General features: G+C 65.3%; 18 protein-coding genes. 5 read left to right on the forward strand and 13 right to left on the reverse strand.

What is annotated here, in order from left to right:
- Nucleotides 1-11: 11 nt before the first annotated feature.
- From VN706_09865 to VN706_09885, 5 genes are all read right to left on the reverse strand, one after another.
- A complete protein-coding gene (locus VN706_09865; GenBank protein ID HXT15921.1) occupies nt 12-2,294 on the reverse strand; it encodes a transglycosylase SLT domain-containing protein in 2,283 nt (760 codons plus the stop codon).
- A gap of 273 nt (nt 2,295-2,567) precedes the next feature.
- Nucleotides 2,568-4,841, reverse strand: a complete 2,274-nt coding sequence (locus VN706_09870) for a S9 family peptidase (protein HXT15922.1) — start codon at nt 4,839-4,841, stop codon at nt 2,568-2,570.
- A 60-nt stretch (nt 4,842-4,901) separates the two neighbouring features.
- Complete coding sequence (locus VN706_09875) at nt 4,902-6,200, reverse strand: GGDEF domain-containing protein (GenBank protein HXT15923.1); 1,299 nt, start codon at nt 6,198-6,200, stop codon at nt 4,902-4,904.
- Nucleotides 6,201-6,481: 281 nt separating this feature from the next.
- Nucleotides 6,482-6,982 carry a Spy/CpxP family protein refolding chaperone gene (locus VN706_09880; GenBank protein ID HXT15924.1) on the reverse strand — a complete coding sequence of 167 codons (501 nt, stop codon included), beginning with the start codon at nt 6,980-6,982 and terminating at the stop codon, nt 6,482-6,484.
- A 271-nt stretch (nt 6,983-7,253) separates the two neighbouring features.
- A complete protein-coding gene (locus tag VN706_09885) occupies nt 7,254-7,655 on the reverse strand; it encodes a RidA family protein (protein ID HXT15925.1) in 402 nt (133 codons plus the stop codon).
- 31 nt (nt 7,656-7,686) lie between these two features.
- On the opposite strand from VN706_09885, the gene VN706_09890 reads away from it, so the two are divergent.
- Nucleotides 7,687-8,799: an alanine racemase gene (locus tag VN706_09890; GenBank protein ID HXT15926.1), complete on the forward strand. Its 1,113-nt coding sequence runs from the start codon at nt 7,687-7,689 to the stop codon at nt 8,797-8,799.
- Between the two features lie 64 nt (nt 8,800-8,863).
- Here VN706_09890 and VN706_09895 read toward each other — a convergent pair whose 3' ends face one another.
- The 6 genes from VN706_09895 to VN706_09920 all read right to left on the reverse strand — a co-directional run bounded on the left by VN706_09895 (nt 8,864) and on the right by VN706_09920 (nt 15,989).
- Complete coding sequence (locus tag VN706_09895) at nt 8,864-10,513, reverse strand: DHA2 family efflux MFS transporter permease subunit (protein HXT15927.1); 1,650 nt, start codon at nt 10,511-10,513, stop codon at nt 8,864-8,866.
- A gap of 40 nt (nt 10,514-10,553) precedes the next feature.
- Complete coding sequence (locus tag VN706_09900; GenBank protein HXT15928.1) at nt 10,554-11,684, reverse strand: HlyD family secretion protein; 1,131 nt, start codon at nt 11,682-11,684, stop codon at nt 10,554-10,556.
- Nucleotides 11,685-11,714: 30 nt separating this feature from the next.
- Nucleotides 11,715-13,106, reverse strand: a complete 1,392-nt coding sequence (locus VN706_09905) for a TolC family protein (GenBank protein ID HXT15929.1) — start codon at nt 13,104-13,106, stop codon at nt 11,715-11,717.
- Nucleotides 13,103-13,804, reverse strand: coding sequence for a TetR/AcrR family transcriptional regulator (locus VN706_09910; protein HXT15930.1), 702 nt, complete (start codon nt 13,802-13,804; stop codon nt 13,103-13,105). The genes VN706_09905 and VN706_09910 overlap by 4 nt, the downstream gene beginning before the upstream one ends.
- Nucleotides 13,805-14,025: 221 nt before the next feature.
- On the reverse strand, nt 14,026-14,445 hold the full coding sequence (locus tag VN706_09915; GenBank protein ID HXT15931.1) for a hypothetical protein: 420 nt from the start codon (nt 14,443-14,445) through the stop codon (nt 14,026-14,028).
- Between the two features lie 98 nt (nt 14,446-14,543).
- Entirely contained in the window at nt 14,544-15,989 is a 1,446-nt protein-coding gene (locus VN706_09920; GenBank protein HXT15932.1) for a serine hydrolase domain-containing protein, read from the reverse strand.
- 75 nt (nt 15,990-16,064) lie between these two features.
- Here VN706_09920 and VN706_09925 point away from each other — a divergent pair, with 75 nt between their 5' ends.
- Nucleotides 16,065-16,466: an RNA-binding S4 domain-containing protein gene (locus VN706_09925; protein ID HXT15933.1), complete on the forward strand. Its 402-nt coding sequence runs from the start codon at nt 16,065-16,067 to the stop codon at nt 16,464-16,466.
- On the opposite strand, the gene VN706_09930 is transcribed toward VN706_09925, so the two are convergent.
- The gene (locus VN706_09930) at nt 16,444-17,148 is read right to left on the reverse strand and encodes a hypothetical protein (protein ID HXT15934.1); all 705 of its coding nucleotides are present in this window, start codon (nt 17,146-17,148) and stop codon (nt 16,444-16,446) included. The genes VN706_09925 and VN706_09930 overlap by 23 nt on opposite strands.
- 90 nt (nt 17,149-17,238) lie before the next feature.
- Between VN706_09930 and VN706_09935 the strand changes: the two genes are divergently transcribed.
- The 3 genes from VN706_09935 to VN706_09945 are packed head-to-tail and all read left to right on the forward strand — an operon-like array spanning nt 17,239 to nt 18,154.
- Nucleotides 17,239-17,634 carry a hypothetical protein gene (locus tag VN706_09935; protein ID HXT15935.1) on the forward strand — a complete coding sequence of 132 codons (396 nt, stop codon included), beginning with the start codon at nt 17,239-17,241 and terminating at the stop codon, nt 17,632-17,634.
- Nucleotides 17,631-17,891, forward strand: a complete 261-nt coding sequence (locus VN706_09940; protein ID HXT15936.1) for a DUF5985 family protein — start codon at nt 17,631-17,633, stop codon at nt 17,889-17,891. Before VN706_09935 ends, VN706_09940 begins: the two co-directional genes overlap by 4 nt.
- On the forward strand, nt 17,888-18,154 hold the full coding sequence (locus VN706_09945) for a DUF5985 family protein (protein ID HXT15937.1): 267 nt from the start codon (nt 17,888-17,890) through the stop codon (nt 18,152-18,154). The genes VN706_09940 and VN706_09945 overlap by 4 nt, the downstream gene beginning before the upstream one ends.
- A gap of 7 nt (nt 18,155-18,161) precedes the next feature.
- Here the strand turns inward: VN706_09945 and VN706_09950 are convergent, their stop codons facing one another.
- Nucleotides 18,162-19,742 (reverse strand): S41 family peptidase, encoded by a 1,581-nt coding sequence (locus VN706_09950; GenBank protein ID HXT15938.1) that lies wholly within the window; start codon nt 19,740-19,742, stop codon nt 18,162-18,164.
- Nucleotides 19,743-19,755: the final 13 nt, after the last annotated feature.

Raw genomic sequence — 19,755 nt, forward strand, 5'->3', positions numbered from 1 at the left:
CGCTCGACCACCTACCACGAGTACAATGCTCGATACAGCGCGCGATTTCTCTGCACGGTACGCACGTAATCGCGCGTCTCGACGAACGGAATGCGCTCCGCGAACATCTCCGCATCATCCACTCCGGGCTTCGCCGCCCATCGCGTGACGCGCGAGCCGCCCGCGTTGTACGCCGCCAGCACGCGCGCGATCGTTCCGTACTGCTTCACCGCTCCGGCAAGATGCTCGGTGCCGAGTTGCAAGTTGGCGTCGGGATCGAACAGCAGCGCTGGATACCAAACCGGGAAACCGAGCGAGTGCGCGACGTCTTCGCCAACGGACGGCAGCACTTGCATGAGACCGCGCGCGCCCGCGACCGACACGGCATGCGCGTTGAAGTTCGACTCCTGCCGAATGAGGCCCGCGACGAGTAACGGATCGAGATCGTGCGCCTTCGCGTCGCGAAGCAGTTCGTCGCGGTCGAGCACCGGATAGAGCAGGCGGTACGCGCGCGCGTCGCGTTGTCCCGATTCGATGAGCTTCTGCGCGAGCCGAATGGCGCGCGACGGTTGGCCGTGCAAGAGAAACGCGTGCGCGGTCGCCGCGAGCCGCTCGGGCGACGACGACGCGGCTTCATCGAGCGCGTCGTACTCGAATCGCGCCTCGACGTCCATGCCGAGCCGCTCGAGCAGCGCGATGCGCTTGAACGCGCTGTCGATCGCAGGAAAAGCGGCGAATGAATCCGCACGCGCCGCCGGCGTCCACGCCGCTTGCTTCAGCCGCTCGGCGCCGAGGGACGCGTAGTAGGACGTCGGCGATTGTGCGATTACTTCACGCCAACGCGTATTGGCCAACGTTGAATTCCCCGTCGTGGCATAGGCGCGGCCGCTCCAGTAGCGCGCGGCGGTCGCATCATCCGCGTTGGGTGAGAGCGTCCAGACCGAATCGAATTCCGCGGCGGCCGCGTGTGCATTGCCCTGCACCATCGCGAGCAGCGCCGCATCAAATCGCGCGTTGGATGCGCGGTTGCTCGTCGGATAGTGAACGTACAACTGCTGATAGTATGCGCGTGCCTGTTGATCGTTGCCGTCATCAGTGGCGAGATCGGCAAGGAGATAGAGTGCGGAGCTCGCCGCGCCCGTATCGTTCGGAAATTTGGCGATGACGTCGCGCAGGGCCGCGCGAGTCGCATCCGCCGTTCCGGACGTGAGCAGCACTCGTGCGCGCTGATAGTCGGCCTGCCCGGCGAGTGGCCCTTCAACGAGCGCCAACTGCGCGAGCGCATCACGCGAGCGATTCACACGCGCGAGCACCTGCGCATAGAGCATGCGGTCGTTCGGCGTGGTGAGCGCGGGTTGCGAGAGCGCGTGCTCGAACGCGGCGACCGCGCGCGCCGGCGGTCCGGACACGGCGGCGCTGCGAGCGATCACAAGCTCCTGCGGCGGCGAGAGCGACGAAAACGCCTTGTCGAGTACATCGACCGCGGCCTTGGCGTCGGCGCTGCCAGGGTGCATTCGAATGAACGACAGCAACTCGTCGCGCACGGCGGCGCGTCTGACGGTGTCGGGCGCCACGGACATCCTCAGCCGCAGCGCGGAGACCGTCGCACCCAACGCCGCATAGCGCGCCGCGGCGCCCAAGGCATCTTCGTAGCGTTCGCGCGTTTGCGCTTCGGTCCACGGTACGCGAGCGCGCGCGGCCGGAAGCGTGATACTCGCATACGATTTCGCGCGGTCGGCCGAGTCGCGCTCGACGCCGGCGACGCGCAGAGCGAGCCAATCATGCAGGGGCCGTAGCGCCGCGGCCGCGCGCGCGTACATGACGGCGGCGCTATCGAAGTAGTTGCCGCGCTCCAGCGCGCGCGCGAGCAACACGCTTCGGACGGCGCGCGTGTCGGGCGTCGTCGCGTCTCGTAGCGCCGCTTCCGCATTCGTCAGCGCGAGCGTATCGACGCCGCGCTCCAGCGCGGAGCGTGCAAGAAGCTCGCGGCCTTCGCCGTTGTTCTCAGTGTCGAGCCACGTCTCGTGCGCGAGCAGTTTGTCAACCTCAACCCAGCCGTCCCACCCCGCGGCGGCACGCGCCGCAACGAGCAGCGTAGCCGGTGTGCGGCGCGCCGGTGACTTCAGCACGGGACCGAGTAACTGCGTCGCGCGCCACGGATGCCCGCTGTCGATCAAGGCCTGCGCGGGGCGGAGCGCGCTATCGCTCGAGACGTTCTGTGCCGAGGAGTGAGAGACGTCGCCGGACGCGCTCGCTTCGTGTTCCGAGGAGCAGGACGACAAGACTACGAACGCGGCGAGGAAGAGACGCATCATCGTACGTGGAAAATATCACGAACCATACCGGGGACCACGGAACTGGGACGGCGACGTTCACGGATCGGCACGGAGAGGGCGTGAAGTGCAGTTGACAGCAGTGGGCTTGTGGTCTTCAAAGCAAGAAAAGGAAAAACCCTCGGCCGCTTCAATGCTGAAGCGAGCCGAGGGATTTTTCTTACTTGCTGTCAGCGGCAGTTCACGGCCGTTGACGCCGTCTCCGTGCCTGTCCGTGAACGTCGCTGTTTCAGGTCCGTGGCCGAGATTCTGCGGCTACTTCTTGGCAGTGCCTGCCTGCACCGCCTCGTTGGGCTTGTCCACCAGCCAGTAGTCGAACCACTGCCTGAGCCGGCTCAGACGATCGACGAGCAGCCACGGCTCGCCCGTCCGCGACAGATCGTGATTCGACCGCGGATACCGCACGAACTCCACCGGTACATTCTGCTTCTTGAGCGCCATGAACCACAATTCCGCGTTTCCGATCGGTGTGCGGAAATCCTCTTCGCTCTGCACGAGCAGCGTGGGCGTCTTCACCTTCTTCACGTACCGAATTGGCGAGAGCGTGTCGTACATCACCTGATTTTCCCACGGCTTGCCGAAGAACTCACCCTCCGTCAGGCCCTGCGCATCCGACGCACCGTACCAGTACGTCCATTCGCTGATCATGCGATCGGCTTCCGCCGCCTTGAACCGATTGGTCTTCGTCGTCACCCATGCCGTCATGAAGCCGCCGTACGAGCCGCCCGTCACGCCCATACGCGTGGAGTCCACATCGGGACGCTTGGCCACGATGTTGACCGCGCGCATGAGATCATCGAAATCCCGGCCGCCCCAGTCGCCGCGGCTCGCATACGTGAACTCGGTGTTCGTGCCGCTCGATCCGCGCGGATTCGTGAACAGCACCATGAATCCGGCGCCGGCGAGACTCTGGAACTCGTCGAACCACCCTTCGTTGTAGTCCGAGTGCGGTCCACCGTGGATGTACAGCACGACAGGGTACTTCTTCGACGCCGTATAGCCGGGTGGCTTCATGAGCCACGACTCGACGTCCAGACCACCGATGCCTTTCGTGACGAAACGCTCGGCGTCCGCCCACTCGACTTCCGAGTTCAGCTTGTCGTTGAACGCGGTGAGCTTGCGCTCGCCGCTGCCGTCGGCGTTCGCGATGAACAACTCTGTCGGATGCGTGAGGTCCGTCGCGACGAAGACGATGTGCTTCTCGTCCGCATCGTACGTCGCGTTGTTGATCACGCGACGGCCGCCGAGAACGGTCGTGATTTTCTTCGTCGCTGGATCGATGGTGTACACGCCGCGGCTTCCGCCGGTCGACGTGATCATCGCGATCTCGCCATTCTTCAACCAGCGAATCTGCCCAGGCTCGTATCCCCAGCTGCCGAGAACGTCCTGCGGCTTGCCGCCGCCGGCGTCGACCACGAACAAGCGCTGGTTCTTGAAGCGCCCCAGCTGACCGACGAACGCAATGCGCTTCGAGTCCGGCGACCATTGGAGGTTCGTCTCGTTGCCCGCGTACTCGATTTTTCGCGGCGCGCATTCGGCACTCTGTGCTTCGCACGCCGCGACGGGCAGCACGAAGATCTCGGTGTCGTTGCGGGGCATCTCGTCGCGTTTGCGATCCGGTGCCAGCTTCGCGATCGAATCACGCTCGGCCGTCACCGCGGAGTCGGAACGCAACTTCGCGTCGGCGGTAAACGCAATCCACTTCCCGTCAGGCGACACGACGACGTCGCGGTGCGAGTAGTTGGTGTTCGTGATCTGCTTCGGCGCGCCGCCTGCGCGAACGATTTCAATCTGCGCGGGACGCGGCGTATTGACGCGCGGCGCCGTGCGCGGACCGGGAATGAATTCGTGCAAGCCGTTCGACTTGTAGAGCATCTCGTCGATCTGCCGCCCATCGAAGCGCGCCGGATTCTCAGGCTTCGTGATCGCGTTGTAGGGCGGACGCGCGATCGGCTTCATATGAGCGAAAGGATCGTTCGGCAGCGCATCGCTGGTCGAGTCCTGCGCGGCGCCACCGCGTCCTCCGCCGCCGCGTCCACCTCGACCAAAACCACCATTGCCGGTCACGCGCACCGAGAAGCTCTTGTCCGCGGGCTGCGAGCCCGACTCGAACTGCGGCGCGCGTTCAGGCTGAAACGCTTCGCCCGACGGCTGATCCATGCGCAACGCCCAATTGGTGCCGCGCGTCTCCGGGCGCTCCGAGGTGAAATACAGAATCTTGCCGTCGTCGGAGAATCGCGGAGCGCTGCTCTCGAATGACGGCGAAGTGTATCGCATCGCCGGTCCGCCCTGCGTTGGCACCACCCAGACTTCCGAGTGGCGGCGATTCTCCGCTTCGCGCACAGTCGTCACGGTAAAAGCGATCTTGCCGCCGTCGGGCGAAAGGGCCGGCGCGGCAACTGTCGTGACCTTGTACCAGTCCGCGGGAGTGAACGCGTGTCGTGCCTGTTGTACTTGTTGCACTTGTTGCGCGAAAGCGGTCGCGGGCAGCAGTGCCACCGTCGCGGCGGTGGAGAAACGGAGGGACATCAGAGGGACTCCGAGGGTGGGGAATTTTGAACGGGGACGGGACCCGGGCCCCGTCTTGTATTAACGCACCGCTGTGACAGACGTTGGCGGTAACGCGCCGGCGATTGTGTGGCGGGGATCGCTCTTGCGGCGGCTCTTGTCGGCGTACATGGCGCGATCGGCGTGCTCGATGGCCAGCGCGAGCTCCTCGGAGCTTGGAAAATCGGCGGCGCCCAGACTGACGGCGAGCCGAATCCGCTGCGCGGTGGGACCCGCAAGCACGGGCTCCGCGGCCTCGACGACGTTACGTATGCGTTCGATGACGTCGTTCGCGTGCGCGGACGGGACGATGAGCAGAAACTCGTCGCCGCCCCAGCGATACAACTTGTCGTAAGGGCGCAGTGTCGATCGCAACACGTCGGCGCAGCGTCGCAACAGCTGATCGCCCGCTGAATGGCCGTGTTCATCGTTCACAGTTTTCAGATTATCCAGATCGGCGAGCACCACGGTGCCGAACGTCGCGCGCACCATGTCGAGGCCGACGCCCTCGGCGAATGCGCGGCGATTCATCGAATCGGTGAGCGAATCGTAGAGCGCCGCGCGGCGCAGCTGATCGTGCGTCACCTGCAACTCCGCTTGCGCGTCATCCATCTGCCGCTTGGCGTCCTCCATCAGGATCAACACCATCGAATAGCCGAGGAGGATGTTGGCCGCGAGATCGAAGTAGGTGTTGAAGCTGACGACGACACTCACCGCTTGGGGGAGAATCGAGTCGCTGTTCCGAATCGCCACGCCGAAGGCGCCCGCATACATCAGCCACAACAAACCAAGGAACGCGAAGCACGCTCCGGTCGCTGAATTGCCGAACGTTTTCCGGCGACGCGGAAGCCACAGCAGCGCCGATGCACAATATCCAAGCGCGGGGACGGCGATCGCGCTTTGCCAGATCACCATCTCGTTCAGGCCGTGTCGCGATGCGAGGGTCGACGCGATCGCGAACACGAGCGCGATGACCCACAACCGTCGCGTGGTGGCGACGCTGCTTCCCGTTCCGGCGACGTACATCAGCGTGCCGCGCAGAAAGAGAATGAATCCCATCCCTTTCGCGAACTGATACACGAAGTATGAGGCGCGCACGACGGGATGTGTTTCCGCGAGCGTGCTGCCGGCAATCGCCGGCACGACCACCAGTCGAATCGCCAATGCGGCGATCGCGACCGAGAACGCCAGCCAGGCCGACATCCACGCGCCGAAGTACGCGCGGCGCAGCACGAAGCGCCGGAGCATCACGAACAGCGCGACGAGCATCAGCGCGCCGCCAAACTGCACGAGGACGCCGAGGAACGACAGCACGGGAAATGTCTGCGACGGTGGCTGCATGCGGCGTCAGCGCCGGAGGGAGGATTGAAGCAGCGACCTAACTTGCCGCCGTGCGCGACGCTCGTCCAGAGTGATCCTCGAGCGAGAACGCAATCCACCGCTACGATATGCGCGCATTTTCGTATACAGTATTCACCGATCGCGAGTGCACCGCACCCTCGAGATTCGAGAATACTAAAAAAAACAACGACCTGAAGCCGAAGCTCCAGATCGTTGTTTTCATCGCCGCGGAGGAGGAGACGTGCCCACCCGCACGCCCGAGCTCACTCTCGCGAGCGGAATTACCCCTTGCGGCCGCCTTTCGCTGCGCGCTGTGCGACTCGCTGTTCGACCTTCGTCACGTTCGCGTCGAACTTGGCGCGGTTGTCCGGCGACAGTGCGTTGCGAAGATCGTTACGCTCGGCATCGCGGAGCTTCTTGGCCTGCCCGCGCTGCGCGCTGGACTGCGCCCACAGATTCTTCATCGCCGCGGTGTCGCCGCGCTGACGCGCCTGGCGCGCCTGCTCGATCTGCGGCTTGAACTGCGCGCGCAACGCTTTCATCTGCGGCGCGTACTTCTGCCGGACGGCCTTGACGTTCGCCTTCTCGGCGTCGCTGAGCTTGATGTTCTTGAAGAGCTGACGATCGCCTCGCTTGGCGAACTTGCCGCGATGGCCCTTTCCGGCGCGCGCGTGCTGTTGCGGAACCTGCGCCGGCGTCTGCGTGGGAGCCTGCGCACCTGCAACCGCAGCTCCGCCCAACGCGACGAGCGCGGCGATCAGAGTCGAACGAAACTGAGACATGATTACTTCTCCAGATGTTTGTGGACTACATCTGGGTAGACGCTGGTGGCTCGGTGGCGTTAAGGCTGGTTGCTGGCAACGGCCGAGGCCGGCGCTGCGAGCCTGCTTCGAGATCAACAAGAAAAAAAGACCAGATCCGACCGGATCTGACGAAATCTGGAAATCCCGAACGCCAAGAGGAGCTCGCTCCGATCTGGTCAGATCTTGTCAGAACTCGTCGTTGTTCCTTGTTGTCTCTTCTCGGATCTCGTCTCGCGAGACCAAGCTGTCTCTACACCGACGCCATATACGCGACGGCGCTGATCTCAACCATGATCCCCCGCAGATTCGCTCCCAACGCCGTTCGCGTCGGATACGGCTCCGGCATCAACTCCTTGTACGCCGCATTGAAACGGCCCCAGTCATCGATGTCGGCGAGATACACGATGATCGACACAATGTCCGACAGCTCCGCGCCCGCCGCCTGCAGCGCCCGCTCGACGTTCTTGATCACCTGGCGCGTCTGCGACTCCACATCGTTGCCAACGAGCTCGCCCGTCACCGGATCGCGCGGCACCTGGCCCGATACGAACACGAACGGCCCGGCCTTCGCTGCGGGGGAATAGGCACCGGCCGGCGGCGGCACGTCTCCGCCGAGTCGCACCGGTTGCCACTGCCGCTCGCGTTGTGTCATTTACGTCTCCACTGAAAGAGGTCGGATCCACATGTCGTTGACGCTCGCCGAACTCGAGACTCCGGTTCCCGTCGTGGATCTCGATCGGCTCGCCACAAATCTCGACCGCGCGGCCGCATATGCAACCGCGCACGGTCTGGCGCTGCGCCCGCACATCAAGACGCACAAGTCGCCGCGGCTCGCGGCGGAGCAGATTCGCCGCGGCGCGGTCGGCGTCACGTGCGCCACGCCGTTCGAGGCCGAAGTGATGAGCGAGGTGTGCGCCGACATTCTCGTCGCGTATCCGCCCGTCGGCAAGCAGCGCGCGACCCGACTGGCGGCGCTGCCCACTTCAGTTCAGCTCACCGTGGCGCTCGACTCGCCGCGTGCCATCGAAGACATCGCCGAGGCAGCGCGCGCGGCTGATCGCACGATCGGCGTGCTGGTCGAGCTCGATCTCGGCATGCATCGCGTCGGCACGCCGAACGTGGACGAGGCCATCGCTCTGGCGCGCACCGTGTGCTCGCATCCGCCGCTCGACTTCGCGGGCATTGCCTTCTATCCCGGCCATGTGCGCGAGGCGGTGGATCGCCAGCAACCGAAGCTCGACGACTTGAGCTCCGCGTTGTCCGGCGCGCTCGACGCGTTCGAGCGCGCCGGCGTGCGACCGCGCGTCGTCAGCGGCGGCTCGACGCCGACGCTCTGGCACACGCACGAGATGCGCGGCGTGACCGAGTTCCGTCCCGGCACGTACGTCTACAACGATCGCACGACCGCCGCGATCGGCGCGTGCGCGTGGGATGATTGCGCGCTCACCGTGCTCGCGACGGTCGTCAGCACCGCGGTGCCCAACCAAGCCGTCGTCGACGCGGGGACCAAATCACTCGGCCGCGAACCGATGCGCGGCACCGACACCGCCGACGGGTTCGGCGCCCTGCTCGATCACCCCGACGTCGTGGTCAAGAGCATGTCCGAGGAGCACGGCATTCTCGATCTCTCGCAGACGAATTGGCGGCCCGCCGTCGGCGACAGGGTCCGAATCGTGCCCAATCACGTGTGCATCGTCGTCCATCTCAACGACGTCATCGCCGGCATTCGCGGTGACGCCGTCGAAACGACATGGCCCGTCGCGGCGCGCAGCCGCGGCTATCACATCGAGACATAGGCGCAGCGAATGAGGCGCAAGCATCTTCGGTTCGGCAGCGGAGATGGGCGCTTGAGTCGCGGCGCTAATGCGCCATGCCGCCCGAGCCTCTGCCCTTCCCCGTCTTGAACAGCAGCATCAGCGGCAACGCGCCAACGAGAATCGCCCCACTGATCAAATAAATCCGGGAGAACGCCAGCACGCTCGCCTGGGCCTGGATCTGACGGTCGATGACCGCCAACGCCTCCGTTCGCGCGATGATGGGATTCACACCGCGCGAGATGAGCCCTTGCGTCACCTGATACAGCCGGCCGAGCGACGTCGGATCCATCGTCGTAACGTGCTCGGTGAGCAACGCCTTCTTCTCGACGGTGAAGCGCGTCAGCAGCGTCGCCATGATCGCGATGCCGAGCGATCCGCCGAGCTGGCGCGTGAGATTGAACATGCCCGTGCCCTGCGCCAACTCGCTGACCTTGAGCTCGGCCATCGTCGCGCTGGTCAGCGGCACGAAGATGAGCCCCATACCCACGCCGCGCATGATCAGCGGCCAGAACGTCTCCGCCGGTCCGCTGACGAGCGTCATGCGCGCCAGCATCCACATCGCGATGAAGAACAGCACCGCGCCGACCGTGACCGTCGCGCGCGCATCCAGGCGATTTGCGTTCTTGCCGACGAACGCCATCGTCACCGCCGACGCGATGGCACCGGGCAGAATCACGAGGCCGGTCTGATTCGCCGACAGCCCATGCAGCGCCTGAAGAAAGATGGGCAGCACGAAGATCGAGCCGAAGAGCGCCAGGCCCAGCGCGGCGGCGAAGCTCACACCGGCGGCGAGCTGCCGGCTTTTGAGAACTCTAAAGTTTATGATCGGCTCGTCGATCGTCAACTCGCGCCAGACGAGCGCCACGAACGAGACGACGGAGGCGACCGCCAGCCCCGTGACCAGCCGCGAGTCGAACCAATCGTAGCGGTCGCCCTTTTCCAGCATGAACTGGAGCGAGCCCACGCCGACCGCGAGCAGGATGAAGCCGAGAAAGTCGATCGTACGCGCCCGTTCCTGGTGCGCGGCGTCGTGCACGTACGTGATCACCATGATCGCCGCCAGAATGCCGAGCGGGACGTTGATGTAGAAGATCCACGGCCAGTTGTAGTTGTCGACGATGTAGCCGCCGAGCGTTGGGCCGATCGTCGGACCGACCATGACGCCGATGCCGAACATCGCCTGGCCGATGCCGATCTCCTCCGGCGGGAACGCTTCGAAGAGCGTCGCCTGCGACGTCGACAGCAGCGCGCCACCGCCAAGCCCTTGAATGACACGCCAGAACACGAGACCGCCCAGCGAGGTCGCCGCGCCGCAGAAGAACGACGCGGTGACGAACAACATGATCGACGTCGCGAGATACTTCTTGCGGCCGAAGTACGCGCTCAGCCACCCCGACATCGGGATCACGATCACGTTGGCGATGATGTAGCCGGTCGACACCCACGAGATCTCGTCGAGCGTTGCGCCGAGATTCCCCATCATGTGGGGAATGGCGACGTTGACGATCGACGTGTCGATCAGCTCGAGCACCGACGCGAGCGTCACCGCGATCGCGATCAGATATTTGTATTTGTATTTGTCGTCGGCGCCCACCGTCGCATCCGGCGGCGCATACACCGGCGCGGTGATCGCGGCGGTGCCGCGAGGGCCCGCCGTGATCACCGCGTTCGATCCATCAGACAGCTCGCTCATGGCAATCGTGCGCGAGGGTTCACGTTAGCACATTAGCCGATCAGCACTTGCCGGCGGGCAGCTTCGTATCGACGTGAATGTTCACCGACATGCCGGGGCGCAGCGGCATCGACGGACCGAGATCCTTCGTCACCTTCACGCGCACCGGCACGCGCTGTACGACTTTCGTGAAGTTCCCCGTCGCGTTGTCGGGCGGCAGCAGCGCGAACTTCGAGCCCGTCGCGGCGCTCACACTCTCGACGCAGCCGAGCACCGTGCCCTTGTACGCGTCGACTTCGATCTCGACCGGCTGGCCGACGCGAATGTCGGCGAGCTGCGTCTCCTTGAAGTTGGCCGTGATGAACGCGCCAGTATCCGAAACGACGGTGAGCAGCGGCTGTCCGACTTGCACGAGCTGTCCCGGCTCGACCTGCTTGCGCGAGACGATCCCCGCGACCGGGGCGAGGACATTGGTGTAGCTGAGCTGAAGCGCCGCATTGTCGCGCGCGGCCTGCGCCGACTGCAAACGGGCACTCGCCAACCGCACCCCCGCCTGCGCGCTCGCGACCGTTCCACCGGCCGCGGCCTGTTGGCGTTCCATCGCAACGACGTTCGCGTTCGCCGCTTCAGACGCCGCGCGCGCCGCATCGAGCTGCATCTTCGAGATGACCTGCTTGGCCGCCAGATCCTCCATGCGCGCCAGATCCTGTCGCGCCTTGGTCGCATTCGCGCGCGCCGCGGTGATCTGCGCGCTCAGCGACGCCTGCTGTCCCGACGCCTGCTGCACTGCTGCTTCAGCTTGACCTGCGGCGCCACCACCGCCCGCCGACGCGCGCGCCGCGGCCAGGTCGGCCTCGGCCTGCGCGAGCCGCGTGCGATACTCCGACGGATCGATCGTCACCAGCAGCGACTCGGCGCGCACGTGGTCGTTGTCGCTGACGGTCACCTTCTGCACGTAGCCGCTGACTTTCGCGAGCACGGGCACGATGTGGCCGTCGACCGCCGCGTCGTCGGTCGATTCGTGGCTGCGGCCGTAGCTCCACTGCTTGAATGCCCAGAGCAGTCCGAGCGCGACGAGAACGAGGACGATCGGAAGAACGATGCGTCGCTTGCCGCTCTTCGGTTCGGGTGCGTCCGGCGCGCCGCCGGGCATGTCGCGGGAATCAACGTCTTGCTTGAGTGCTGTTGCCATGATCGGAACCGTGTGAGGTCGGAGTGCGGTTTATCGAAGTTGTGAGACCGTGCCCTCGGCTCGCGCCAGGGAGACACGGGCGTTCTGAAATGCGGTCAGCGCGTCGACCAACCCGGTGCGCGCGTTGTTGAGCGTCAGCGATGCCGTGATCACGTCCGCGTTCCCGGCAACGCCGGCACGAAAGCGTTCGCGCGCCTGCTCGACTTCCTGTTCGGCGAGCTGCTGGCGCTCGCGCGCCGCGTCTACCGCTTCGCGCGCCGACGCGATGTCGAGCAGCGCGCCGCGGACGTCGACCTGCACTTGTTGGCGCAGATCGCGGCGACGCACGTCGATCTCGCGCGCGACGGCCTCTTGCTCCTGCGTCTGCGCCTCGCGACGTCCGCCCTCGAACACCGACCAGTTCACCTGAATGCCGTACGTGTAGGTATTGAGCAAATGCGCGAAGCCGAGTCCCGTCGGCCCATCGTTGCCGAACACACCAACGGTCGGCAGCGCGCGCGCACGAATCGCCGCGATCTGCTGCTGCGCGGCCGCGAGCTGCAAATCGGCGGCGCGAATCTCCGGCCGCAGACGCATCGCCGTATCGACGGCGGCGGCTTCGTTCACTACACCGGGCAGCTCGAGCGACGACAGCGAGTCCGTGAGAATGAGCGGCGTGTCGAGCGGAAGATTCAGCGCCCGCAACAAGTCGAGCCGCGAACGGTCGCGATCGTTGCGCGCCGCAATGAGCTGCGCGCGCGCCGAGGCAAGCTGCGATTGCGCGCGCGTGACGTCGAGCGCCACGCCCACGCCGGCAGTGAGCTGATCGCGGGCGATTCTCAAGAGATCGGACGCCAGCGTGGAGTCGGCGATGCGCGCCGACAGCGCGGCGTCGGATCGAACCACACGCACGTACGTGGCGGCGGCGTTCGTCGCCGCCTGCTGCGCCGCGGTCTGCACGTCGGCACCCGCCGCGGTCGCGCTGGCTCGCGCTGCAACCACCTGCCCTCGCGCCGCGGGGTTGAACAGCGTCTGCGACGCCTGTGCACGGAAATCGTAGAACTTCACCGGCCCGATGATCTGGCCGTTGGGATTGAGCAGCGGCGGCTGACCGGGCTGCGCCGGGAAGTTGAAGCCGAAACTCGCGCTGTTGAGCGTGTGGCTCGTCCAGTTGGGAATGGCGTCGATCTGCGGCATCAATTGCGCGCGCGCTTCACCGACACGCGCTTGCGCTTCTTCGACGCGCGCTTCGGCCGATTGCACGCCTGCCGTCTGCGCCGCGGCCAATCGCGCGGCGTCACCGAGCGTCAAGCGGCGCGGCGGCGGCATCTGTTCGGCGCCGGTCTGCGCTTCGGCGATGCGCACCGCAAACGCAAGCAGCGCCGCGATGAGCGAGAGGAATGCACCCAGTCGTACGACTTTCGGAAAGCAGTTGATGTTCATCGTGAAGTCGGGCCGTTGGTCGAGCGCCGCTCGGTCGCCGGCGAACTGCTGGCCGGCCCGTGCGGACGAATCGCGTAGAGGTAGAACTGCATCATTTCGTCGAGCACCTGGTCGTCGGTCTTCGCCGCGACGGGCGCGAAGCATTCACGATGTCCGCACCACACGCCGTGCATGACGAACGGCGCCATGAGCATACGAGCGGCAACGAACGGATCCACGTCGCGAAACTCACCGGCTTCGGTGCCGCGCTGAATGATCGACGCGATGAGCTTGTGCCCGCGCGAGATCACTTCTTCCGCGTAGAAACGCGCGAGATCTGGAAAACTACGGATCTCGGCGTGAATGAGACGGAAGAGCGGCGCGAACTGCGCCGAGCGGATGAACGCCCAGTACTTCCGCATGAATTCGGTGAGTGCTTCGGTCGGCGACTTGTTCCCGGCGCCGAACTCACGCTCGCCTTCCTCGAGCTGCGTGACGATCAGTTGGCGCACCATCTCCCGAAACAGCTCTTCCTTGTTGGGGAAGTAGAGATAGATGGTGCCCTTGGAGAGTCCGGCCCGCTTGGCGATGTCATCCAGGCGCGCGTTCGCGAGTCCGTGTTCGCCAAAGACCTCGAGGGCGGCGGCAAGGATCTGCCGCGGCCGCTCCTCGGGGAGTCGGCGCCAACGTGGCTCGGTTTGAACGGGCTGAGCTGCCATGGATGAGGGAGAGCGGCCGTCGGGGGAAATCGGACGAAAATAACTGACGGGTCAGTAATATAGGGATTTTGGCGGGAGATGCAATGGGGGCGGGACGCATGGGCGCATAGGCGTATGGGCGTATGGGCGCATGGAAAGCAACAAAAAAGCGACGAGCAGTCGCTCGTCGCTACCGCGTCCGGCGCCCATACGCCCATGCCCCTACACCCCCATACGCCCGCCTACCTTCGATACACAATCACATCAAAGTCCCACGACGTCAGCGTCTTGTCGTCAGTGACATCCAGGAACGTTGGACTGCTCCCGTCGCGCGGCGTCAGCAGCAGCGTGTTCTGGAAGTGCAGGAAGCTTCCGACGACCGTGTCGACGTAGACCTTGACTCCGCCCGCGCCGCGGGTGCGAATCGTCACGATGTCGCGGAACGATGCATCTTCCTCGAGCTCCAACGCGCCGGCGAGTACGTCGACACCAGTCGACCCTTGCTGGCCGATCTGCATGGGAAGGTTGAATCCGTCGACGGTCGCGATGTTGTATTGGCCGATCACCGCGTCGGGTGCAATCACCGCATTGGGCGCCATAGGTGCGTCCTTCGCGCAGGCGAACACACTCGCCACCGCGAGGCTCAACAAGATCCGCCGCATTCGACCACCCCTCCCCTCGGCACCCGCCGTTGTGTTCGGGATAAGGCAAGCGGCGAGCCGCGAAGTTCCCGCCGCGGCGAACCGTCGTGTTTGAACCCCTAGCGGCCGTCGGGCGTCACACGAGTGAACTCGATGCCGCGCGCGCGACCCGCGTCGACCGTGAACGAAGTGATCGAAGTGATCGAAGTGATCGACGGCGGATGCGCGCCTGCGTCGAAGTGCAGCGTCATTCCGGCGGCGCGAAACGTTTGCCGGTCGGTCGCGCGAAGCGTATCCGGCGCCGAGCGCGCCCGGCGCAACACGAGCGTGCTGCCCGCGCGCTCGAGGCGGAACGTCGCATCGAGCTCGTCGGAGTAGTAGCGGCCCGTAAGCTCATCAAGCTCCGCCGCACCGATCGCCGGCAACGCCTGCTGTGCCGCACCGGCGCGCGTCCCCGCGGCGCGCGGTGCAGGCTTCGGCGCGGTGAACGCGCCGGCCAGTACCACGTCGGCGACGCTCAGCGCCAAGCCCGCGGCGTCGGCCGTGCTGACGTTGCACATCGTGGCGACGCTCGTGTGCTGCGCGGGAAAGCGCGCGATGTCGGTGCGATATCCGCCGGTGCTTCCCGAATGCTCGACGAGGGTGAGCCCGCGATACGCCTTCACCTCGAGCCCGAACGCGTACGGCAGCGTCGTGCCGTCGTTCAGCACACCCCGTTGCAGCTGGCGCGCCAGGAACCCGGGCCCGCCCACGCGCCCTGCATAAAAATTCTCATCCCACTTCTGTAAATCCTCGATCGTCGTCATCAATCCACCCTGCCCGACGATGTCGTTCGCCCACACATCCATTTTCCACCCACCGCCCCGTACCGGCGCGTAGGCGATCACGCGCCCCGGAACAGGCTCGTTGTGATCGTCATGAAACTGCGAGTGCGTCATGCCCAACGGCCCGAAGAGCTGCTCGGCCGCAAACTGGCGGAGCGACTGCCCCGTGACCCGCTGCACCACGACGCCCAGCAGCACGTACCCCGTGTTGCTGTAGTTGTATTCGGCGCCCGGATCGAAGTTCAAGTGCCGCTGCCGCGAGGCGAGACGGAGAATGTCGTCCACCGTGTACCCATCGTCGTTGCGCATGTCGGCCGTCTGCACCAGCGTCCAGAAGTCGCGCACCCCGCTCGTGTGGTGCACGAGCTGGTCGATCGTGATCGGCTTGCCGTAGTCGCGCAGCTCGGGGACGTATGTGTGCACCTCGTCGTCCAGGCGCAGCTTGCCTTGCTCGACGAGCAGCGCGATCGCCGCCGCGGTGAACTGCTTCGACACCGAGCCCATGATGAACGGCGACGTCGGCGTGATCGGCACGCCGTATTCGATGTTGGCCGAGCCGTAGCCTTTCTCGAAGGCGATGCGCCCATTCTGGTACACGCCGACCGCGCACCCCGGTGCGTCGGCGCGCGCGTAGCGGCTGAAGACGGCATCGATCTTCGACCCGGCTGAATCCGGCAACGTCGATTGCGCGCTCGCGGTGAACGCGGCGGCACAGAGCATCACGATGGCACGGCGAAACATTTCCCACTCGGCGTTGGCGTGCTCGATTGTCTCACGAATGCTCGCCGGACGCAATCCACTCGCTAGAATTCGTGCATGGCCGACGACCTCACCGCCGTTCGCATCGACAAGTGGCTGTGGGCCGCCCGGTTCTTCAAGACGCGGTCGCTGGCGACCGACGCGGTCGCGGGCGGCAAGGTGGAAGTGAATGGCGAGCGCGCCAAAGCCGCGAAGAGTGTCAAGCCCGGCGATGAGATCCGCCTTCGCGTCGGTCCCTATGAGCATATTCTAATAGTCCGCGCGCTCGGCGAGCGCCGCGGCCCCGCGTCGGTGGCGCAGTCACTGTACGAAGAGACGCCGGCCAGCCGCGAGGCGCGCGACAAACTCTCGGCGCAGCTCAAGATGGCGCCCGGCGGTTTCGTCTACGAGGAGAAGGGCCGGCCGACGAAGAAGGATCGCCGCGATCTGTCGCGCTTCATCGACCGCCGCCGCGGCTGACCGGCACCAGCTCCGCGAACACGCCGCGGCTGATCGCGTGCCCGCCGTCGAAGCGAATGATCTCGCGCGGAATGCCCGCCGCGTCGAGCCGCGCGAGCTCAGCCGTCAGCATATCCTCGTTCACGTACTGGTCGCGCGTCCCGAGGACAATGGTCAGCGGGACGTGACGAAGCGCCGAGTGGCCGTGCGTGAGGTCGCTGTCGGGTGGCAAGAGGCCGCCCCACACCACCAGCCGCGCGGCGCGCACGCGACCGTGCGTCACCCAGCGCGTGGCCGTCGCCGTGCCCTGTGAAAATCCGAGCACGTTGATGGCCGCGTCCGGCGCAAGCATTGGCGCGATCTCTTCAGCCAGGGCGTCGAGATACTCGACATAGTCCGCGACTTCGGACTCCCGGTCCTCGCGCGTCATCCACGTCGCGCCGACGGGCCGTTCGGCCGCCGGCGCCTTGCTCGGACTGACGAGGTAGAAGCGATTCATCGCCTCGGGCGCGACCAGGAGAACGTCGTCTCCGCCAAGATCGGCGAAGTAGCGGATGAACTCGCCTGCCAGCTGTCCGTACCCGTGCAGCAGGAACCACACGGCGGCGAAACCGCCGCGCTCGGCACCCAGCGTGTAGTATCGCGCCGTGCGCTGAACGCGGACGTGATGGACGTGCGGATGCACGGCGCGTGGACCGCTCATCGCCACAAGATAGCGTCCCAGCTTCGTTCGACTGCCGTGTATCTGGAGCTTTCGATACACTGCGTTAAGATATGTTTATATGGGAGCCTCATGACATCGCCCGTCTCAGCCGACCTTCGGGCGTTTCTGCACGAATACGTGAAATCCGTCGAGCAGGCGGAGATTCTCCTGCTCCTGTTTCGCACGTCGCCGCGCGAATGGAATGCCGTGAAGGTCGGTCGCGAGCTGCGCGTGGACGCCGTATCGGCGGCTCGGCGGCTGAGCGACCTGCATCTCGGCGGACTCCTGTCGGCGCGAAGCGACGAGGATGCGCTCCTCTATTGGTACGAGGGAGCGTATGATCCGCTCGTTCGTGAGTTGAGTGTCGAGTTGTCCGAGCGTCCGACGGCGGTGATCAGCGCGATCTACGCGCCGGCGCCGGCGGCAAATGAGGTGCGCGCGTTCGCCGACGCATTCCGCATCCGCGCCAAGGGAGATTCGACATGATCGCGCGGGCAATTTACATCCTCTGCGCGCTCACGAGCCTCGCGTGCGCGGTGCTGCTGCTTCGCGGCTTCGTTCGCTCGCGTGCGCGGCTGCTCCTGTGGAGCGGTCTGTGCTTCACGTTCCTGTGTCTGAACAACGTGCTGCTGTACGTCGACGTCGAGGTGATGACGCAGGTCGACTTGTCGCTTCTGCGAACGATTCCCGTCGTCATCGCGCTCGGCTTGTTGCTCTATGGCCTGATCTGGGAGGTCAAATGAATCAGGTCCTGTCCGGCGTGATCATCGCCGGCTACGCGGCGGCGGGCCTGTTCTTTCTGCGTTTCTGGCGCGACACGCACGACCGGCTCTTCGCGATCTTCGCCACGTCGTTCTGGTTGCTGTGCGTGCAGCGGATCTTGCTCGCGCTCCGCACACCCGGAATCAGCGGCGAGAACGTCGCGTACCTCTATCTGGTGCGACTGGCGGCCTTTGTGCTGTTGCTCGTCGGCATCATCGACAAGAACCGAAAAAGCGCGAACTAGAGAACTCTTATTTCGCGCCTTTCGGTTCCGGCGCCGCGGCGAGGAGCTGTGCCTGCGTGGTGCTCTTCTGCAGCAGCTCGACGGCCTTCAGCAACTGATGATCTTCGTTCAGCGTGCGCTGCTTGGCGACCGCGTCGCCGAAGGACATGCGCGCCACCCGCTGCGTGAGGTCGCGGGTCAGGAACTCGCGCTCGCCCGCATCGTAGCGTGCGTCGAGCTTGACGCCGGCCGCGCCCAGGCGACGCATCAGCTCCGTCGACCATGCGTCGGGCGTCGTGAAGTTTTTCGGCACCGTTCCCTTGAGCTCCAGCGCGTAGTTCTGCACGACCGTGTTGATGGCCTGCCCTTGTGGTGCCGCGGCGCGCAGGAAGTCGCGTTCGACGGCGGGGAGCGTGTCGTCGGCGACGACGATGTCCGGTCGAATACCACCACCGCCGAATACCACGCGCCCGGCGTCCGACTTGAACATCGGCCGCGTCATGTTCGCGGCGGCGAGCGAATCCGGATGCACTTCGACGAACTCGCCCGAGGGAAGCAGCTTGCGCTCGCGGTGAATCGACCGGCCGCTCGGCGTATACCACTTTCCGGTGGTGAGCTTGAGCTGATAGCCGTTCTGCAGCGAGTACACGGACTGCACCAGGCCTTTGCCGAACGACGTCGTGCCGAGTACGAGGGCGCGATCGTGATCCTGCAGCGCGCCCGCGACGATCTCCGTCGCCGACGCCGAGCCGCCGTCGATCAACACGACGAGCGGAATCTTGTCGGAGAGATGGCGGCCATTCGATCGAGCGGTTTCCGTGGGCTGATTGCGCGCCCGCACGCTGACGATATCCTGCCCTTCGCGCAGGAACAGGCTGGCCGTGCTGAGCGCCTGATCGACGATGCCGCCGCCGTTGTCCCGCATGTCGAGGACGAGGCTCGTCGCGCCCTGCTTGACGAGCGAGTCGACGGCGTTGGCGACTTCGTCCGCCGCGTTCTCGTTGAATGTTTGCAGCGGGATGTAGCCGACGTGATTGGAGATGATCGTCGCGAAGTTGACCGCCGGCACATGCACCACGCGCCGGGTGAATTGCAGCTTGATCGGCTCGGCGACGCCGGGTCGCCCGTACGTCACGGCGACCTTCGAGCCTGGGGTCCCGCGCAGCAGGTCGGAGACCGCCTCGAACGAAATGCCGGCGGTGTGCGTCGTATCGACTTGCAGCACGTGATCGCCCTCGCGCACGCCGGCTTCTTCCGCGGGCGTGTTCGGAAAGACGCGATCGACCACGATCACGCCGGGCGACGGGTTGCCGAGCAGCATGCCGGTGCCGCCGTAGCGGCCGCCCGTCTGGCGATTGAAGTTCTCTGATTCCTTCGGCGGCAGGAGCTCGCTGTAGGGATCGTTCAGCTCGCGCACCAACCCCTTGGCCGCCTTTTCATAGGCCAGGCCGGCCGGCAGGGTGTCGACGTAGGTGTTGCGCACGAGCGACAGCACCTGGTCGAAGAGAACGGCGTTGGAGCGTGCCGGGGCTTCCTGCAGCAGGAAGCCGCCCGCGACGATCGGGACGACGAGCAACGTCGCCACCGCGGCGGTGCGAAAACGAGGCATGAGGGTTTTCTAA

The organism is Gemmatimonadaceae bacterium, from assembly GCA_035606695.1.
In the GTDB taxonomy this organism is placed as follows: domain Bacteria; phylum Gemmatimonadota; class Gemmatimonadetes; order Gemmatimonadales; family Gemmatimonadaceae; genus JAQBQB01.